This window comes from Pseudomonas sp. B21-010, from assembly GCF_024749325.1.
GTDB lineage: Bacteria > Pseudomonadota > Gammaproteobacteria > Pseudomonadales > Pseudomonadaceae > Aquipseudomonas > Aquipseudomonas kilonensis.
This window is the reverse complement of the sequence record NZ_CP087198.1, coordinates 40,048-57,388: the sequence shown is the minus strand read 5'-3', so window position 1 is coordinate 57,388 and position 17,341 is coordinate 40,048. Positions and strand designations below refer to the sequence as shown.

At 62.1% G+C, this 17,341-nt stretch carries 15 protein-coding genes; 6 read left to right on the top strand and 9 right to left on the bottom strand.

Annotated features, from left to right (window positions below; genetic code table 11):
* Positions 1-32: 32 nt before the first annotated feature.
* From LOY50_RS00260 to LOY50_RS00245, 4 genes are read left to right on the top strand one after another with little or no spacing between them, the layout of a single operon-like run.
* A complete protein-coding gene (locus tag LOY50_RS00260; RefSeq protein ID WP_214511163.1) occupies positions 33-1,181 on the top strand; it encodes an ABC transporter permease in 1,149 nt (382 codons plus the stop codon).
* Complete coding sequence (locus LOY50_RS00255) at positions 1,178-1,981, top strand: ABC transporter ATP-binding protein (protein ID WP_063323605.1); 804 nt, start codon at positions 1,178-1,180, stop codon at positions 1,979-1,981. The genes LOY50_RS00260 and LOY50_RS00255 overlap by 4 nt, the downstream gene beginning before the upstream one ends.
* Position 1,982: 1 nt before the next feature.
* Complete coding sequence (locus tag LOY50_RS00250) at positions 1,983-2,921, top strand: MlaD family protein (protein ID WP_253470625.1); 939 nt, start codon at positions 1,983-1,985, stop codon at positions 2,919-2,921.
* The gene (locus LOY50_RS00245) at positions 2,918-3,553 is read left to right on the top strand and encodes an ABC-type transport auxiliary lipoprotein family protein (RefSeq protein ID WP_253470623.1); all 636 of its coding nucleotides are present in this window, start codon (positions 2,918-2,920) and stop codon (positions 3,551-3,553) included. The genes LOY50_RS00250 and LOY50_RS00245 overlap by 4 nt, the downstream gene beginning before the upstream one ends.
* Positions 3,554-3,573: 20 nt before the next feature.
* Here the strand turns inward: LOY50_RS00245 and LOY50_RS00240 are convergent, their stop codons facing one another.
* The 5 genes from LOY50_RS00240 to LOY50_RS00220 all read right to left on the bottom strand — a co-directional run bounded on the left by LOY50_RS00240 (position 3,574) and on the right by LOY50_RS00220 (position 8,183).
* Positions 3,574-4,803 (bottom strand): nucleoside recognition domain-containing protein, encoded by a 1,230-nt coding sequence (locus LOY50_RS00240; RefSeq protein ID WP_258690108.1) that lies wholly within the window; start codon positions 4,801-4,803, stop codon positions 3,574-3,576.
* A gap of 313 nt (positions 4,804-5,116) precedes the next feature.
* Positions 5,117-6,448 carry a glutamate/aspartate:proton symporter GltP gene (gene gltP / locus LOY50_RS00235; RefSeq protein ID WP_214511159.1) on the bottom strand — a complete coding sequence of 444 codons (1,332 nt, stop codon included), beginning with the start codon at positions 6,446-6,448 and terminating at the stop codon, positions 5,117-5,119.
* A 702-nt stretch (positions 6,449-7,150) separates the two neighbouring features.
* Positions 7,151-7,615 carry an inhibitor of vertebrate lysozyme family protein gene (locus LOY50_RS00230; RefSeq protein WP_258690107.1) on the bottom strand — a complete coding sequence of 155 codons (465 nt, stop codon included), beginning with the start codon at positions 7,613-7,615 and terminating at the stop codon, positions 7,151-7,153.
* Between the two features lie 2 nt (positions 7,616-7,617).
* Positions 7,618-7,782, bottom strand: coding sequence for a DUF1328 domain-containing protein (locus LOY50_RS00225; RefSeq protein WP_003177151.1), 165 nt, complete (start codon positions 7,780-7,782; stop codon positions 7,618-7,620).
* 80 nt (positions 7,783-7,862) lie between these two features.
* Positions 7,863-8,183: a hypothetical protein gene (locus tag LOY50_RS00220; RefSeq protein WP_258690106.1), complete on the bottom strand. Its 321-nt coding sequence runs from the start codon at positions 8,181-8,183 to the stop codon at positions 7,863-7,865.
* A gap of 438 nt (positions 8,184-8,621) precedes the next feature.
* Here LOY50_RS00220 and algB point away from each other — a divergent pair, with 438 nt between their 5' ends.
* Together algB and LOY50_RS00210 are read left to right on the top strand one after the other, a co-directional pair.
* Positions 8,622-9,968 carry a sigma-54-dependent response regulator transcription factor AlgB gene (algB, locus tag LOY50_RS00215; protein WP_018602742.1) on the top strand — a complete coding sequence of 449 codons (1,347 nt, stop codon included), beginning with the start codon at positions 8,622-8,624 and terminating at the stop codon, positions 9,966-9,968.
* 10 nt (positions 9,969-9,978) lie between these two features.
* A complete protein-coding gene (locus LOY50_RS00210) occupies positions 9,979-11,769 on the top strand; it encodes an ATP-binding protein (protein ID WP_258690105.1) in 1,791 nt (596 codons plus the stop codon).
* 19 nt (positions 11,770-11,788) lie between these two features.
* On the opposite strand, the gene LOY50_RS00205 is transcribed toward LOY50_RS00210, so the two are convergent.
* The 4 genes from LOY50_RS00205 to LOY50_RS00190 form a co-directional block, all read right to left on the bottom strand.
* Positions 11,789-13,402 (bottom strand): EAL domain-containing protein, encoded by a 1,614-nt coding sequence (locus LOY50_RS00205; RefSeq protein WP_214511227.1) that lies wholly within the window; start codon positions 13,400-13,402, stop codon positions 11,789-11,791.
* A 75-nt stretch (positions 13,403-13,477) separates the two neighbouring features.
* Complete coding sequence (locus LOY50_RS00200; protein ID WP_258690104.1) at positions 13,478-14,257, bottom strand: N-acetylmuramoyl-L-alanine amidase; 780 nt, start codon at positions 14,255-14,257, stop codon at positions 13,478-13,480.
* Positions 14,258-14,361: 104 nt separating this feature from the next.
* Positions 14,362-16,464 carry a GGDEF domain-containing protein gene (locus LOY50_RS00195; RefSeq protein WP_258690103.1) on the bottom strand — a complete coding sequence of 701 codons (2,103 nt, stop codon included), beginning with the start codon at positions 16,462-16,464 and terminating at the stop codon, positions 14,362-14,364.
* Entirely contained in the window at positions 16,461-17,339 is an 879-nt protein-coding gene (locus tag LOY50_RS00190; RefSeq protein WP_003196237.1) for an endonuclease/exonuclease/phosphatase family protein, read from the bottom strand. Before LOY50_RS00190 ends, LOY50_RS00195 begins: the two co-directional genes overlap by 4 nt.
* Positions 17,340-17,341 lie beyond the last annotated feature (2 nt).

Genomic DNA, 17,341 nt, shown 5'->3' with positions numbered 1-17,341 from the left:
AGCGCTGTTCAAGTCGAACGAGCATGGAGCTTATGACCCCCGGATCCCACACCGGCACAGCCCGGCTGGACACGTCTCGCTCTCCGGCGCAGCTCTGGGTCGGCGGCGACTGGACGCTGGCCCATTACGCGCAGCTCAAGCGCTTGAGCGAATCCTTGCGCGGCCAATACGACGAGAACACCCTGATCGACCTCAACGGCCTCGGCGCCCTCGACACCGCCGGGGCTTCGTTGCTGGTGGAACTGCTGGGGTCCGAGCGGCTGGGCAAGACCGCCGAGCACCCCGATTGCAGCTTGCCGGCCGCCGAGCGGGCGCTGTTGCAGACGGTCTATTGCTCGCTGACGGACTTCTGTGTGCCGGTGAAAGAGCCGCAGGTCAGCGTGCTGACACAACTGCTGACGCGTATTGGCCGCGCCGTGGAAAAAGTCTGGCAAGACACCCTGCAACTGCTGGGTTTTGTCGGCCTGATCCTGGAAACCCTGGCCCGCAACCTGTTTCGCCCCAGGCGTTGGCGCATGACGCCGATGGTCGTTCACATCGAACAGACCGGCCTGGACGCAGCCCCCATCGTCGCCCTGCTGACGTTTTTGGTGGGCGCGGTGGTGGCCTTTCTCGGCGCAACGGTGCTGGCCGATTTCGGCGCCAGCATCTTTACCGTGGACCTGGTGGCGTTCTCGTTCCTGCGTGAGTTCGGCGTGTTGCTGACGGCGATCCTCATGGCGGGCCGCACCGCCAGCGCGTTCACCGCGCAGATCGGCTCGATGAAGGCCAACGAAGAAATCGACGCGATCCGCACCCTGGGCCTCGATCCGGTCGAGTTGCTGGTGATCCCACGGGTGCTGGCGCTGTTGGTGGCGCTGCCGATGCTGACCTTCCTGGCCATGCTCTCGGGCATTATCGGCGGCGGTGTCGTGTGTGCCCTGTCGCTGGGTATTTCCCCGGCCATGTTCCTGACGCTGTTGCAGTCGGACATTGGTGTGCAGCATTTCCTGGTGGGGATGGTCAAGGCGCCGATCTTTGCCTTCCTGATCGCCGCCGTGGGCTGCCTGGAAGGTTTCAAGGTCAGTGGCAGCGCCGAATCGGTCGGTGCTCACACCACGTCCAGCGTGGTGCAGTCGATTTTCGTGGTGATTGTGCTCGATGCCGTGGCCGCGCTGTTTTTCATGGAGATGAACTGGTGAGCCAACCCTTGCGACCACCCACCGAGGCGGTGATTCAGGTGCGCGGCCTGTGCAATCGCTTTGGCCGCCAGAGCGTGCATGAAAACCTCGACCTGGACGTGTACAAGGGCGAGATCCTTGCCGTGGTCGGCGGCTCCGGCAGCGGCAAATCGGTGCTGCTGCGCAGCATCGTCGGCCTGAACCGGCCCAGCGAAGGTTCCGTACGGGTGTTCGGCGAGGACTTGCCGAGCCTGCCCCCGGAACAACGTTCGCGGGTGGAACGGCGCTTTGGCGTGTTGTTCCAGAAAGGCGCGCTGTTCTCGTCACTGACCGTGACAGAAAACGTCGCCCTGCCACTGATCGAACACGCCGGGCTCAGCCGGGCCGACGCCGAGCACTTGGCGGCGGTGAAGCTGGCCTTGGCCGGCCTGCCGTTATCGGCCGCCGACAAGTACCCCGCCTCGCTGTCCGGCGGCATGATCAAGCGTGCCGCCCTGGCCCGTGCTCTGGCCCTGGACCCGGACATCCTGTTTCTCGACGAACCCACCGCCGGCCTCGATCCCATCGGTGCGGCGGCGTTCGACCAGTTGATCCTGACACTGCGCGATGCCTTGGGCCTCAGCGTGTTCCTGGTCACCCACGACCTGGACACCCTCTACACCATCACCGACCGGGTGGCGGTGCTGGCGCAGAAAAAAGTACTGGTGGCCGATGTCATCGACAAGGTGTCGGAAACCGACGACGCCTGGATTCACGAATACTTCCATGGCCCTCGCGGCCGCGCGGCGTTATCGGCCGCTACACAATCCAACGAGGTTTGACATGGAAACCCGAGCCCATCATGTGCTGATCGGCCTGTTCACCGTCATTGTGGTGGCTGGCGCCCTGCTGTTTGGCCTGTGGCTGGCCAAGTCCAACGTGGACAGCGAATTCAAGTATTACGAAGTGGTGTTCAACGAGGCGGTCAGCGGGTTGTCCCGGGGCAGCTCGGTGGAATACAGCGGGATCAAGGTCGGCGACGTCGTCAACCTGCGCCTGGACCCGAACGACCCTCGCCGGGTGCTGGCGCGGGTGCGCTTGAGCGGGGAAACACCGGTCAAGCAAGACACCCAGGCCAAGCTGGCACTGACCGGCATCACTGGCACCTCGATTATCCAGCTCAGTGGCGGCACGCCCCAGAGCCCGGCACTGACCGGGCACGACGGGGAACCGCCGGTGATCATCGCTGCGCCCTCGCCTATTGCCCGCCTGCTCAACAACAGCGATGACTTGATGACCAGCATCAACCTGCTGCTGCACAACGCCAATGAGGTGTTTTCCTCGAACAACGTCCAAAGCCTGGGCAAGACCCTCGAGCATCTGGAACAAACCACCGGGGTCATTGCCGAGCAGCGCGGCGATATTCGCCAGGCCATGCAGCAACTGGCGTCCATCGGCAAACAGGCCAGCGCCACGCTGGAACAGACCACGGCGTTGATGCGCAATGCCAATGGTTTGCTCAACGACCAGGGCAAACAGGCGTTCGGCAACGCCGGCCAGGCCATGCAGTCCCTGGCTCGCAGCACCGCGACCCTCGACAAGCTGCTGGACGACAACCGCGATTCGTTGAATAACGGCATGCAGGGCCTCAATGCCCTGGCGCCAGCCGTGCGTGAACTGCGCGAAACCCTGAGCGCCCTGCGGGGCATCTCCCGGCGCCTGGATGCCAACCCCAGCGGTTATTTGCTGGGCAATGACAAGGACAAGGAGTTCACGCCATGAAGCCGTCCAACCGGTTTATCCGCCCTCTTTTCCTGCTGGCAGGATTTGTCCTGGTGGGCGGTTGCTCGATTTTGCCCAAGGCCGAACCTTCGGATGTGTATCGCTTGCCCGCCACCCAGGCCCCGGCGTCTGCGGGCACGGCGGTGAGCTGGTCGCTGCGCCTGGCCAACCCTCAGACCAGCGAAGTGCTCAACAGCCCGAAAATCGCGGTAATCCCCCAGGGCAATCTGTTCAGCAGCTACGCCGCCTCGCGCTGGAGCGACCCAGCCCCGGTGCTGTTGCGCAACCGCCTGCTCGATGGCTTCGCCCAGGATGGACGCGTCAGGTTGTTGAGCGTTGCCGACAGCAACCTGCAAGCGGACCTGGAGCTGGGCGGGCAACTGCAGGCGTTCCAGACCGAATACCAGGGCACCGCGGCCAGCGTGGTGATTCGCCTGGACGCGCTGCTGGTGCGCGGCTTCGACCAGCGCATCCTGGCCAGTCGCCGTTTTGAAGTGCGCCAGCCGCTGAGCGATGTGAAAGTGCCGGCGGTGGTAGACGGCTTCGGTCGGGCCGGTGACCGGCTGACGGCCGACGTGGTGGCCTGGACAGTGGAGCAAGGCCAGCGTTTCGCAACGCCGACCCAACCCTAGGGTCCGCCGGGCGACTCAGGTCAACCGAAGAACCAGTAGCAAACGCCAATCGCCGCCACGACCCCGGCCAACTCCGCCAGCAGCGCGCACCCCACGGCATGGCGCGCTCGCTGGATGCCCACGGCGCCGAAATAGACCGCCAGCACGTAGAACGTGGTCTCGGTGCTGCCCTGGATGGTCGCCGCCACCAGGGCCGGGAAGCTGTCCACGCCGGAAGTCTTCATGGTCTCGATCAGCATCGCCCGGGCGGCGCTGCCGGAGAACGGCTTGACCATGGCGGTCGGCAGGGCATCGACGAAGCGCGTGTCCCAGCCGGCCCACTGCACCAGGTGCCGGATGCCGTCGAGGCCGAAATCCAGCGCCCCCGAAGCACGCAGCACGCCGACGGCGCAGAGCATCGCTACCAGATATGGCAGCAACGTCTTGGCGACGTCGAAGCCCTCCTTGGCGCCTTCGATGAAGGCTTCGTACACCTTGACCTTGCGCAGGGCACCCACCACCAGGAACAGGATGATCAGGCCAAACAGCGTCAGGTTACCGAGGATCGACGACAGCCCCGCCAGCGCCGTGGCCGAGAGCGTCGCCAGCAGCGCTATGAAACCGCCCAGCACCAACGCCCCCGGAATCAGATAAGCCAGCACCACCGGGTCCCACAAGCGCAGGCGCTGCATGAACGCCACCGACAGCAGCCCCATCAGCGTCGAGGCGCTGGTGGCGAGCAGGATCGGCAGGAACACCAGGGTCGGGTCCGGCGCGCCTTGCTGGGCGCGGTACATGAAGATCGTCACCGGCAGCAGCGTCAGCGACGAGGCGTTGAGCACCAGGAACAGGATCTGCGCATTGCTGGCGATAGTCGGGCTGGGGTTGAGGTCTTGCAGGGCGCGCATGGCCTTGAGGCCGATGGGCGTGGCCGCGTTGTCCAGGCCCAGGCCGTTGGCGGCGAAGTTGAGGGTGATCAGGCCGATCGCCGGGTGGCCGGCAGGCACTTCCGGCATCAAGCGCAAGAACAACGGCCCGAGGGCCTTGGCCAGCCAGTCGACGATGCCGGCCTTTTCAGCGATGCGCAGGAAGCCCAGCCACAGGGTCAAGGTGCCGAACAGCAGGACCATCACCTCCACCGACAGCTTGGCCATGGCGAAAATACTTTCCACCATGGCCGCGAAGATCCCGGCGTTGCCGCCGACCAACCACTGCGCCAGCGCCGACACGGCAGCCACGATAAAGAAGCCAAGCCACAGGCCATTGAGCATCAGTCAAATCCCCCGGAAGATGCCGCGAATGATAGCGGGGCTGGCAGAAACGACAAACCCCGGATTTCTCCGGGGTTTGCTTGGCACTGCGCAGGGCCTACAAAAAGTCCTATGGCAGATCCTGTGGGAGCCGGGTTGTTCAGAATCTTTGCGCCCGGCACAAATTCCTGTGGGAGCCGAGCTTGCTCGCGATGGCGTCGGATCAGTCAGCATTGATGTTGGCTGACACACCGCTATCGCGAGCAAGCTCGCTCCCACAATGACCGGGGTGGTTCAGGCTCTTTGCTGCTGGCCCAAACTCCCACAATGGATCTTAACGGCTGGAAGTTTCCCCCGCCGGCAGCGGCTCTTTGCTGCGCCAGTGCGGCAGGGAGTTCCAGTAGCGCTGGCCCTTGGCATCGTCGTACATGCCTTCCCAGCGGGAGATGACCAGTACGGCCAGGGCGTTGCCGATGACGTTCAGCGCGGTACGAGCCATGTCCATGATGCGGTCGGCGCCGGCGATGAAGGCCAGGCCTTCCAGCGGAATGCCCACGCTGCCCAAGGTTGCCAGCAACACCACGAACGACACGCCCGGCACACCGGCGATGCCTTTGGAGGTGACCATCAAGGTCAGCACCAGCAGCAATTGCTGGCTGATGGACAGGTCGATGCCGTACAGCTGGGCGATGAAAATCGCCGCGATGCTCTGGTACAGGGTCGAACCGTCGAGGTTGAACGAATAACCGGTGGGCACCACGAAGCTGCAGATGGCTTTCGGCGCGCCGTAGGCTTCCATCTTCTCGATCACGCGCGGCAGCACGGTTTCGGAACTGGCGGTGGAATAGGCCAACACCAGCTCATCCTTGAAGATGCGCATCAGCTTGAGCACCGAGAAGCCGAACAGGCGGGCGATCAGGCCCATCACCACAAAGGCGAAGAAAGCGATGGCGACGTAAACCAGGATCACCAGTTTCGCCAGCGGCAGCAGCGACGCGAAACCGAAGTTGGCGACGGTCACCGCGATCAGGGCGAACACGCCGATCGGGGCGTATTGCATGATCATGTGGGTGACCTTGAACATGCTTTCCGACACGCCCTGGAACATCTTCACCAGCGGCTCGCGCAGGTCCGATTGCAGGCTGGACAGGCCCAGGCCGAACAAGACGGAGAAGAAAATGATCGGCAGCATCTCGCCACGGGCGACGGCGGCAAAGATGTTCGACGGGATCAGGTTGAGGATGGTCTCGATGAACGCGTGTTCATGCCGGACTTCCGCCGCCGTGGCCTGGTACTTGGAAATATCCACCGTACCCAGGGTGCTCATGTCGATGCCGCTGCCCGGCTGGAAGAAGTTGGCCAGCAGCAGGCCGACGACGATGGCGATGGTGGTGACGACTTCGAAGTAAAGGATGGTCTTGAGACCGATGCGCCCGAGCTTCTTGGCATCACCAACCCCGGCAATGCCGACGATCAGCGAGGAAATCACGATCGGGATCACGATCATCTTGATCAGACGGATAAAGATATCGCCCGCCGGTTGCAGCACATTGCTGATCCACCAGGCCTTCTCGGCACTGAAATGGTTGAGCAGCGCGCCCAATGCAATCCCGAGCACCAGACCGATGAGGATCTGCCAGGCGAGGCTTAGTCGTGCCTTCTTCATATCGTTACCCTTACTTCAGTTGGACTCGGGCAGTGGCGCGAACAGATCGTCGATGACGAAAAACATTCGCGCCCCTGCCCCCGTATAAGGTCACCCCGAGCGCGTTAGCGGCTTACTGGCAGGCGAAAAAAGGCGCAACTATTGCGATGCAAGGGGGGCTCGTCTAATGCCGTAAACGCCTACCCTATGCCGAATCGGCATGAGATTTTTCAAACGAAACCCGCCTTCCAAGCGGCTCGAATACGACATTTATGCAGGCATAAGTGCCGTGAACCGGCCATTTCAGCGTAGCTGGGCTTTCTCTCGCAAGTGTGGGGAACCGATAAAACGGCAGCGAATCAAGACGCGGCCCATGGGAGAAATTGCCTCGGCATTCTCCGATATACGGTCAGCAAGTGGGGGATAAATCGGCGGGAGGAGACAAAATGCCGCATCGCGGAGCGAATGGCCGTGGCCAATCCACCAACCGCTCTGGCCCAAGCATTGTGCGTCACGAAGCTCTACGCAAGTTCGCCAAGCCGTGATGGCTTTGCGAACTTGCGTCGCAGCTTTTACCTGACCCGGCCCTTTCGCAGGCACCCCTTGTGCCCGTAGGTCACTCCGACGCTAATCCGTCAGAACGTCCCAGCCCCCTGGTCATGCACCGGCCCTCCTCGGGCTGTGCAGCAGAGAAAAGCAGGGCTGCTTTTCCCATTTTCAGAATCAGTACCAGTTCGGATCTTTCTTGAGTTGTTCCATTAACAGTTTCTGCATACCTTCATCGGGCTTGCCGAGGAATCGGTAGTCGGCATGCCGCGTCGGGGACTTGTCGGCCGGCAGCCCCGCAGGGACTTCCACCAACATGGCATAGGCTTCGTCCTTGTCGAAACTGAAGGCGACGATCAGGCGCTTGCTGCGACACGTTGCCTGGGTTTCACACAGCGGTCCCACCAAATACTTGTCGCCATCTTCCTCGACAGCATTCATCTGGTCCGAATCGCCCGACAGGTTCATCACCCATTCGGGCAGGCGTTCTTCTTTTTTCACGACGTGCTGCCAGGTCTGGCGGTATTGCGGGTCGGACTCCAGCAACTGGTTGACGCGCATCTGCCCGTCATTGGCAGCCATTGCCATGGCACTGCCGCCCAGCAACAGGGCGGCGGCCAGTCCTTTGAATGAAACGCTCATGGTCAGCCTCGGCCACGACGGCCAAAGAAGAAGGAAGCGATGAACATCACCAGGAACACAACAAAGAGAATCTTGGCGATGCCCGTGGCGGTGCCTGCGATACCACCGAAGCCCAGTACGGCGGCGATGATGGCAATGATCAGGAAGGTAATTGCCCAGCTCAACATGGTGATTCTCCTTACGCTTTTCTATTTAGTGAAGGTCTTGCGGTGATGGTTCCGGCGCAATGGACGACCGGTTCATCGGGTTAAAACACCCAGCGCTCTTCACGCGGCATGGCGCTCAATGGCTGGGTCTGGTCGACATCCATCATGCGCATTGGAGCGGACGCTTCTTCAAGGCTGCTGACGGCGCTGAAATGGGTTTGTGGGGCACGGTGAATCGACACCTGTGGCGCTTCGGGCTGCTGGCTTTCCTGCCAGAACAACCATTGCTGGCCCGTTACGAGGGTGACCAGCAGCGCCAAGGCAGCCCATGCGCCCTGCTGGACGTGCAGGGACGAGAGGCGCAATTGGGCGGCACTTTTAAAGTGGGTGGGGCCGAATTGAGCGACACTTTGACGATTCATCCTGGAATTCCTCCCCACCCGAGTGCGGTGATCTGGTTGAGGCGCACTAACGCCACGTTGATCAGAGCATTGCAGTCGCCGTGCCAGGATTTTTTATTAGATAAATACCTTTAAAATCAATAAGTTAATAAATAAATGCAACGTGCCGGGAGCGCATCCTGCACGATGGCGCAGGCACTGGTCGTGCGTATTGCACGAATCAGGAGGAAAAGACGTTAGATTGTTTTTGAATTGGCTGTCAGACACAGCTGTCGGAATGAGCGATGTGGACCGTCCGAACCGGACGAATCATAAAAAAAGGAACTCAAATCAGGCTTTTAGGAGTCACACGTCCACAGGGCCATTCTCGGTGGGTAATATCCCCTCAGAATCGACCATGCAACTTGCCCGATTTTTCTGACACTAACCAACATCATTCACTAAAGGAGCGTAGGAAAAATGGAATCCGCCACTGAGCACCAAGGCCGCATTCTGCTGGTAGACGACGAGTCCGCCATCCTGCGTACGTTCCGATACTGCCTGGAAGACGAAGGCTATAGCGTCGCCACCGCCAACAGCGCCGCCCAGGCCGACGCACTGCTGCAACGCCAGGTGTTCGACCTGTGTTTCCTCGACCTGCGCCTGGGGGAGGACAACGGCCTGGATGTCCTGGCACAAATGCGGATCCAGGCACCCTGGATGCGCGTGGTCATCGTCACCGCCCACTCGGCAGTCGATACCGCGGTCGATGCGATCCAGGCCGGGGCGGCCGACTATCTGGTCAAACCGTGCAGCCCCGATCAATTGCGCCTGGCGACCGCCAAGCAATTGGAAGTACGCCAGCTGTCGGCCAGGCTCGAAGCCCTTGAAGGGGAAGTGCGCAAACCCAAGGACGGCCTCGACTCCCACAGCCCGGCAATGAAAGTCGTCCTGGAAACCGCGCGCCAGGTCGCCAGCACCGATGCCAACATCCTGATCCTCGGCGAGTCCGGCACCGGTAAAGGCGAGTTGGCCCGCGCGATCCATGCCTGGAGCAAGCGGGCGAAAAAATCCTGCGTCACCATCAATTGCCCGTCGCTGACCGCTGAACTGATGGAAAGCGAATTGTTCGGCCATAGCCGTGGGGCTTTCACCGGCGCCAGCGAGAGTACCTTGGGTCGGGTCAACCAGGCCGACGGCGGTACGCTGTTTCTCGACGAGATCGGCGATTTTCCCCTGACGTTACAGCCAAAGTTATTGCGTTTCATCCAAGACAAGGAATATGAGCGGGTAGGGGACCCAGTCACCCGTCGCGCCGACGTGCGGATTCTCGCCGCGACCAACCTCAACCTCGAAGACATGGTGCGCGACGGACGCTTTCGCGAAGACCTGCTGTATCGCCTGAACGTCATCACCCTGCACCTGCCGCCATTGCGAGAGCGCGCCGAAGACATCCTGACCCTGGCCGACCGCTTCCTGGCTCGCTTCGTCAAGGAATACGCGCGTCCGGCCCGGGGCTTCAGCGACGAAGCCCGCGAAGCGCTGCTAGGCTATCGCTGGCCGGGCAACATCCGGGAACTGCGCAACGTGGTCGAGCGCGCCAGCATTATCTGCCCTCAGGAAAAAGTCGAAATCAGTCACTTGGGCATGGCCGAGCAACCGGTCAACAATGCGCCACGCATCGGCGCCGCACTGAGCCTCGACGAATTGGAAAAAGCCCACATCGGCGCGGTGCTGGCCACGGCCGACACCCTCGACCAGGCGGCCAAGACCCTGGGTATCGATGCCTCCACGCTGTACCGCAAACGCAAGCAGTACAACCTGTGAGCGACACCTTATGAAACTGGCGATGAAGCTGCGCACACGACTGTTTCTCAGCATCTCGGCCCTGATCACCGTGGCCTTGCTGGGATTGGTGCTTGGCCTGGTCAGCGTGATGCAAATGGCCAATACCCAGGAACAATCGGTACGCGACAACTTCATCCTGCTGGACCTGGGCCTCAAGCTGCGCCAGACCCTCGGCGACCAGTTGATGATCATGCTCGACGACAAGCCCGACCTGCCGGCGCTGGAGGCCTCCAAGCAGCAATACCTGGCGCTGATCGACGAGGGCATCGCCCACGAACAGGGGCTGGACGAAGCGGCAGTCAGCTTCAGCAGGGCCAAGACCGATTACATTGAGTTTTTTGAAGCCTTCATTGCATCTCGCCAGCAGCCGAGCCAGCTCACGAACCTCAAGGACCTCACCGAAAAATTCAACGTGCTGCGCAATGGACTGATCGAGGGCTATCGCCAGGCCCTGACCAACATCAGTGAAACCCAGGACCGCGCCCGTGAACGCGCGATGTGGATTTCCGGACTGCTGGGGTTGGTGGGGTTTGCGGTACTGATCATCGGCTTTATCACGGCCCATGGCATTGCCCGGCGTTTCGGCGCGCCGATCGAGGCACTGGTCGCCGCGGCGGACGACATCGGCCAAGGCAATTTCGAGGTTACGCTACCCGTTTCCTCGGCCGCTGAGTTGAATCTGCTGACCCGTCGCTTCGGGGTCATGGCCGAGGCGCTGCGTGAGCATCAGGCCACCAACGTCGATGAGCTGCTCGCCGGCCAGCAACGTTTGCAAGCGGTGCTCGACAGCATCGACGACGGCTTGCTGATGATCGACCGCCAAGGCCAGCTGGAGCACCTCAACCCGGTCGCCCAGCGTCAATTGGGCTGGGATGAGGAACGCCTCGGCCAAGGTCTGGGCGAGGCGCTGGGACACCTTGAACTGGATGAAGAATTGCACCTGGTCCTGCGCGGTGGAAGCCTGGAGCGCGCGCCGGAAGACCTGAGCATCGAAGTGGATGGCGAGTCGCGGGTGCTGACCTACAGCCTCACCCCGGTCAGCCATACCCAGGGCCACATTCTCGGCGCGGTCATGGTGCTGCATGACGTCACCGAACAACGCGCCTTCGAACGGGTGCGCAGCGAGTTCGTCTTGCGTGCCTCCCATGAGCTGCGCACGCCCGTGACGGGCATGCACATGGCCTTCGGCCTGTTACAGGAGCGCCTGCATTTTTCAGAGGAGTCGCGCGAAGCCGACCTGCTCAACACCGTCACCGAAGAAATGCAGCGGCTGATGCAGCTCATCAATGACCTGCTGAACTTCTCTCGCTATCAGAACGGCCTGCAGAAGCTGACCTTGGCGCCTTGTTCCATCGACGATCTGTTGGAAGCGGCCCGGCTGCGGTTTGCCGAACAGGCCCAAGCCAAGGGTATCGAGCTGCTCGTGGCGATCCAGGGCCCGCTCCCGCGCCTGCATGCCGACGCTGCGCAACTGGATCGCGTGCTCGATAACCTGATCGACAACGCCATGCGTCACACCGCCGAAAACGGCCAGATTCGCCTGCAGGCCCGGCGCCATGGCGAGCGGGTGATCATCAGTGTCGAAGACAACGGTGAAGGCATCGCCTACGGCCAGCAGGGACGGATCTTCGAACCTTTCGTCCAGGTCGGACGCAAGAAGGGCGGTGCTGGCCTCGGCCTGGCGCTGTGCAAGGAGATCGTCCAGCTCCACGGCGGGCGCATGGGCGTTTATTCAAGGCCGGGGCAGGGCACGCAGTTCTACATGGCGCTGGCGGTCTGAGCTCATGGCCTGAGGAGACTCAGGCTTCGTCATCGAGGCGCCGGCCACGCAGGCGCCGGCCACGGGTAATCAGTTCAATGAGCTGCACCGCGCTGAGGGCATGGGCGAACAGCCAACCCTGGCCGAACTTCACCCCTTCGCTGCTCAAATAGGAAGCCTGGGCTTCATGCTCGATGCCTTCGGCGATCACCTTGAGTTCCAGCGCATGGGCCATGCGAATGATATGCGGGGCCACGCCGCTGCTGGCGGCATCGTGGCCCAAGGCGTCGATGAAGGCCTTGTCGATTTTCAAGCAGTCCACCGGCAGGGTTTGCAGGTAGGCCAGGCTGCAATAACCGGTGCCGAAATCGTCGATCAACACCTGGTGCCCGACGTCGCGCAGCGATTGCAGGTTATCCCGGGCGACCAACACATCGACCAACCCACGCTCGGTCACTTCGAAGGCAATCTGGTGCGCCGACACACGATGCAACGCCAGCAGGCGGGCGATCACTTCGCCAATACGCGGCACCATCACATCGCAGGCCGCCAGATTCACCGAGATATACAACTGCGGATTGGCCCGCAACACTTGGCCCAATTGATCGAACAGCCGCTGCAGCACGAAATCGGTGATCTGGCGGATCTGCCCGGTGTTCTCGGCCATCGGGATAAACAGGTCCGGGCTGGTCAGGGTGCCGTCCGGTCGTCGCCAGCGCAGCAAGGCCTCCGCCCCGACACAGTTGCGGCTGCTCAGGTCGAAAATCGGCTGGTAAAGCACCTGCAATTCACCACGCCGAATGGCCCCGTGCAGCTCGGCGTCCATGGACTGGCGCTGACGCGCCAGCAGAAACACCTGGAAACCAATCCCCAGGCCCAGCATCAGGCTGATGGGCAGCATCCACCAGGCATTGGCCGGAACCTTGAAACCGTTGCGCTGGGCGATCAGCACCAGTTGATAGACCGGGCTGTCGGTCGGCATTCGATAGATCAACCGATTCTGCGTCACTTGCAAGGCATTGTGGCTTTTCGGTGGCCAAGGCTCGACCGGCGGCCAGTGTTGGTCCGTCCCGAGCACCGGAATGGCCCGTTTACCGTTATCCAGGACGACCAGCAGGCTGCTGCCCGGTGGTAAATCGACCACATCGGTCAAATGCCCGCGGGACGTGGCCACCCGAAAGTTGCCGCGGCCCAGCATCAATGCGGCGCGGTCTTCGTCGGGCTCTGTGGTGGTGTTGAGCCAGTAATTGTAGGTCGGCCCGCGGATGTCGGGCGGGCGGGTCACTGACAAGCCGCCCTGGCGTGGACGATTGGAGCAGACGCCGCTGCCATCGATATACGCCGCCTCGTAGACAAAACGGTAGTTGAAGCTGACCTGTCGCAATGTGGCGATCATGTCGTCGTTGCATCCGCGCAACGGCTGGTTTTGCAGGTCGTCGAGGCTTTCACGCAGCTGCCCGAAAAGCTGTTCCAGGCGCTGCAGGAAGCGTTCGCCCTGGGCGTTCATCTGGTCGCTTTCGCGCTGCTGGATCTGCTGCACGACCACGAGCAGACTCCCCGCCAGCAACAGGACGGTACTTAGGGCAGTTGCCACCAGCGCCAGGAAAACGGGGCGATGGAGCCAGCTGTGTAGGGTTTCGCGGGCAGCCGTCATCATGGGTAATCCGAAAGTTACCAATGAGTTATAGCTTCTGATTTGGATTTGGCCCGATTCGTCGGACGGGCGTCATTATTTTGTCTGGTTGAGCACCTGCAGGATCGCCGCGCTTTGCGCATCCGGCATGCCATCGAAGCGAGTCGGTCGGTAGTGCATCTGGAAGGCGGCCAGCACATGGTGGGTGGCCACGTCCCACTCGCCGGTCTGCGGCGTCGGGTAGCCCAGGCGGGCCAGCTCGGCCTGGAACCAACTGGCAGGCGGCAGCTGCGGCGCGAAGACGGCCTGCTGGCGGGCGACGGCCTGTTCGTCTGGCCAGACTCCTAAACCAGCTTGCGCCAGGCGCTTCCAAGGGAACAGCGGGCCTGGGTCGAGCTTGCGCAGGGGCGCGATGTCGCTGTGGCCGATGATGCTGCGCGGGCTGATGCCGTTGCGCTGGATGATGTCCTTGAGCAATACGATCAAGGCCTGGACCTGGGCTTCGCTGTAGGGATACCAGAGGCGGCCGGTGGGCGTGTCGACAAAACCCGGGTTGACGATTTCGATGCCAATGGAACTGGAGTTGAGCCAGGTCCGGCCTTCCCATTCACTTTCCCCGGCGTGCCAGGCGCGTCGGCTTTCATCCACCAGTTTGTAGATGGTCGCGCCTTTATCGTCGCCGATCAGGTAATGGGAACTGACTTCGCCGTGGGTCAGCAGGGCCAGTGAGCGCTCCAGGGAGGCCGAGGTGTAATGCACCACCACGAATTGGATACGGTTGTCATGGTTGACGGAAGGATGACTGGTGTCGAGCCGCGGGCCGCTGGCGCAGCCGGTCAAGATAAATAAAGAAACAATGAGCGAGAAAAATTTCATGGCGGAAGGCAATACGCACTGGGAGTAATGCAACAGTGTAACGTATCGCCTCGCGATGATCCGGTGCGCGCGGCGATATTAAACAAATTGGAACAATTAGGCCCCTAGCCCAATTCCACATGGTTGCGCCCGGAATTTTTTGCCCGATAAAGCGCCTTATCGGCTCTTTTAAGCACCAAGTCGCTGTGTTCGCCAGGTTTGAAGGCGGTCAGGCCAATGGATACCGTCACCGTCACCGGCTCGCCCTTGAAATGAAACGGACAGGCTTCGATGGCCAGGCGCAGCGCCTCGGCCAGCTTGGCGCCGGCCGTCAGGGAGGTATTGGGCACCAGCAGCACAAACTCCTCGCCACCAAAACGCGCAATGAAATCGCCGCCACGCAGGCGTTTACGCAGGACCGAGGCAATGAGTTTCAACACCCGGTCACCGGCCAGATGGCCATAGTTGTCATTGATGCGCTTGAAATGATCGAGATCGAGCATGGCCAGCAGCAAGCTGTTGCCGTGTTGTTGCCACTGGGCGACTTCATGCTCCAGGCGCTCGGACCAGGCGGCGCGGTTGGGTAGCCCGGTGAGCGGATCGATCAGGGCTTTTTGCCGCTGCTCCTCGAGATTCTCCCGCACGACCTGGGCATCCTGCTCCATCAGCGCGACGCGATCGGCCAGGCTTTTCAGGCGAACCGAGACCTCCTGCTCGCGTTGATCACGTTGCTGGCGGTGGTGGTCCATCGTCCCGAGCAAGCCTTCGAGGTGATTCTCGAGCACCTGCTTGAGGCCTTCCAGGTCATCGGCTTCCTTCACGCTGCTTTGCAGGCCGTCCACCTGCTCACGAATCTGGGTGTCCATTTCCCTGGAGGCCGACAGGTTTTCGGCGTGGTCTTCACTGGCGGCCTGCAGGCTGCTCTGGAATGACTCGAGCCGATCGTTGAGGCGCTGCAGGTACGCTTCGAATTCATGCTGGCCGGTGTCCGTGATGGCCAGCATCAGCACAGCCAGGTCATCAAGGATCGGCAGCAATTCATACCAGTTCAAGCCATTTCGCAGACGCTCACACATGGCTTCGGCTTGGGGTCGATGACGCTCGGGCAAGGTCAGGTCGCCCAAGAGGCCCAACAGCGTGTCTTCGATATGCTTGGCGACCGAGCTGTAGGACGGCTCCGGCGAGTCGGGCAGGGCGTACTGGGCGTCAGCCACATCGGCGCCTTCCAGGGACTCGTCGAGCTCCGCAGTCGGCAGCGAGGGGGCGGGCAGGGCCTGGCTAGGCTCCTCGGGCATCAGCTCGTCGGGATTCTCGAGTGCGGGCGCCACAACCGGGGGTTCTTCGGCGACCGGCGTCGGCAGCGGCGCGGGCTCGACTGCTTGGTCGCCCGGTTCACTGGCGGGCTGAACCACTTCGGCTGCAGGTGTTGGAGCGGGCGCTGGAGCGATCTCGAGCTGCGGCGCAGTCAGGGCAACCGGTTCAGGCGTCGTCTCCAACGCTGGCGCTTGCTCCGCCACCGAGGGCTGCGGTGCTGGTGCTGGTGCTGGTGCTGGTGCTGGTGCTGGTGCTGGTGCTGGTGCTGGTGCTGGTGCGACGGATTCTGCGGTCGTTGCCGGCGCCACGGCTACGGGCAGGGCCATTTCCGACGCAGGTGCCACGCTGGCCTGGGTAGGCTCGTGGGGCTGGGGCGTCGCGTCCTCATGGCCTTGGCCACCAAACAGCCGTTGCAGCAGACCGGGGCGATTCGGTTCGACAGGGGCATCCAGGGCATTGAGGGCCTTGCCTTGCAAGCCGCTCAACTCGCTGAGCAGCAGCGGAATCTCCCGAGCCTGGCCGGCCCGATCCTCCAGTTGCTTGGCAAACTTCTTCAGCGGCCGACTGACTTCCTTGGGCAGCGGCAGGCTCTGCAACTGGGCAACCAGGGCGGCCAACGCGGCGCTCGTCTGCTCGACCCGGGTCTCGCGGCGCTGCTCGGAATCGAGTACGGCTTTCTCCAGGCGCGGCAGCAGGGCGGCGAGGCCGGCATCCATGTCATCGGTGCGCACCACATCGCGCATCTCTTTCATGCATTGATCGACAGCCCTGTCAGTGCCCTCGGCGGCCAGGGTGCTGCGCACCAGGCCACGACGCAGCAAGTCGAGCCGAGCCTCCCAACGGCGCTCAAGCTTTTCCTGCTGTTCGATACTCTTGAGGTACTTTTCTCTCCAGCGTTCGGCGTCGTCGCTCATTCATCGGATCCGCGAGGGGCAGGACTCAGCGCGGGGAATGCATCGGCCGTGAGCGAACCAGGCAAACGAATTTCTACCGCGACCGGCAGGTGATCGGAAATGGGTTGGGCCAGCACCTCGACGCGTTCGAGGGTCAGGGTCGGGCTCAACAGGATATGGTCCAGGCAGCGCTGGGGGCGCCAGCTGGGGAATGTCGCTTCCAGTTGTGGCGCAAGCAGACCGAGATCGCGCAGGGGCGAAGTCTGCAGCAAATCGGTGGCATGGGTGTTCATGTCGCCCATCAGCACCTGGTGCTTGTAGCCACCGATCAACTCGCGAATGTACGCCAGCTGCATCGTCCGGGTACGCGCCCCGAGCGCCAGGTGCATCATGACCACGACCAGCGCCTCGGGACCTTCGCCGAAACGCGCGAGGATCGCCCCGCGACCCTTGGGTCCTGGCAACGGATGGTCTTCGATCGCCCACGGGCGCAAGCGACTCAACACACCATTGCTGTGCTGGCCGAGACGGCCGAGGTTGCGATTGAGTTGCTGGTACCAGTAGGGAAAGGCGCCCAATTGGGCCAGGTGTTCCACCTGGTTGACGTAGCCTGAGCGCAAGCTTCCGCCGTCGGCCTCTTGCAGGGCCACCAGGTCGAAGTCCTTGAGCAGGTCGCCGATTTTCTGCAGGTTACCGGCACGCCCGGTGTGCGGCAGCAAATGTTGCCAGCCGCGAGTCAGGTAATGCCGGTAGCGCTCGGTGCTGATGCCCACCTGGATATTGAAGCTGAGCAGCCGCAAGCGGCTGTCGCCAGGCAGGCCCGTGGACATGACATGATGCTCGTTGACCCGCGGTTCATGCAGGCCAACGATGCGTTCGGTGCTCCAGCGGGCCATGG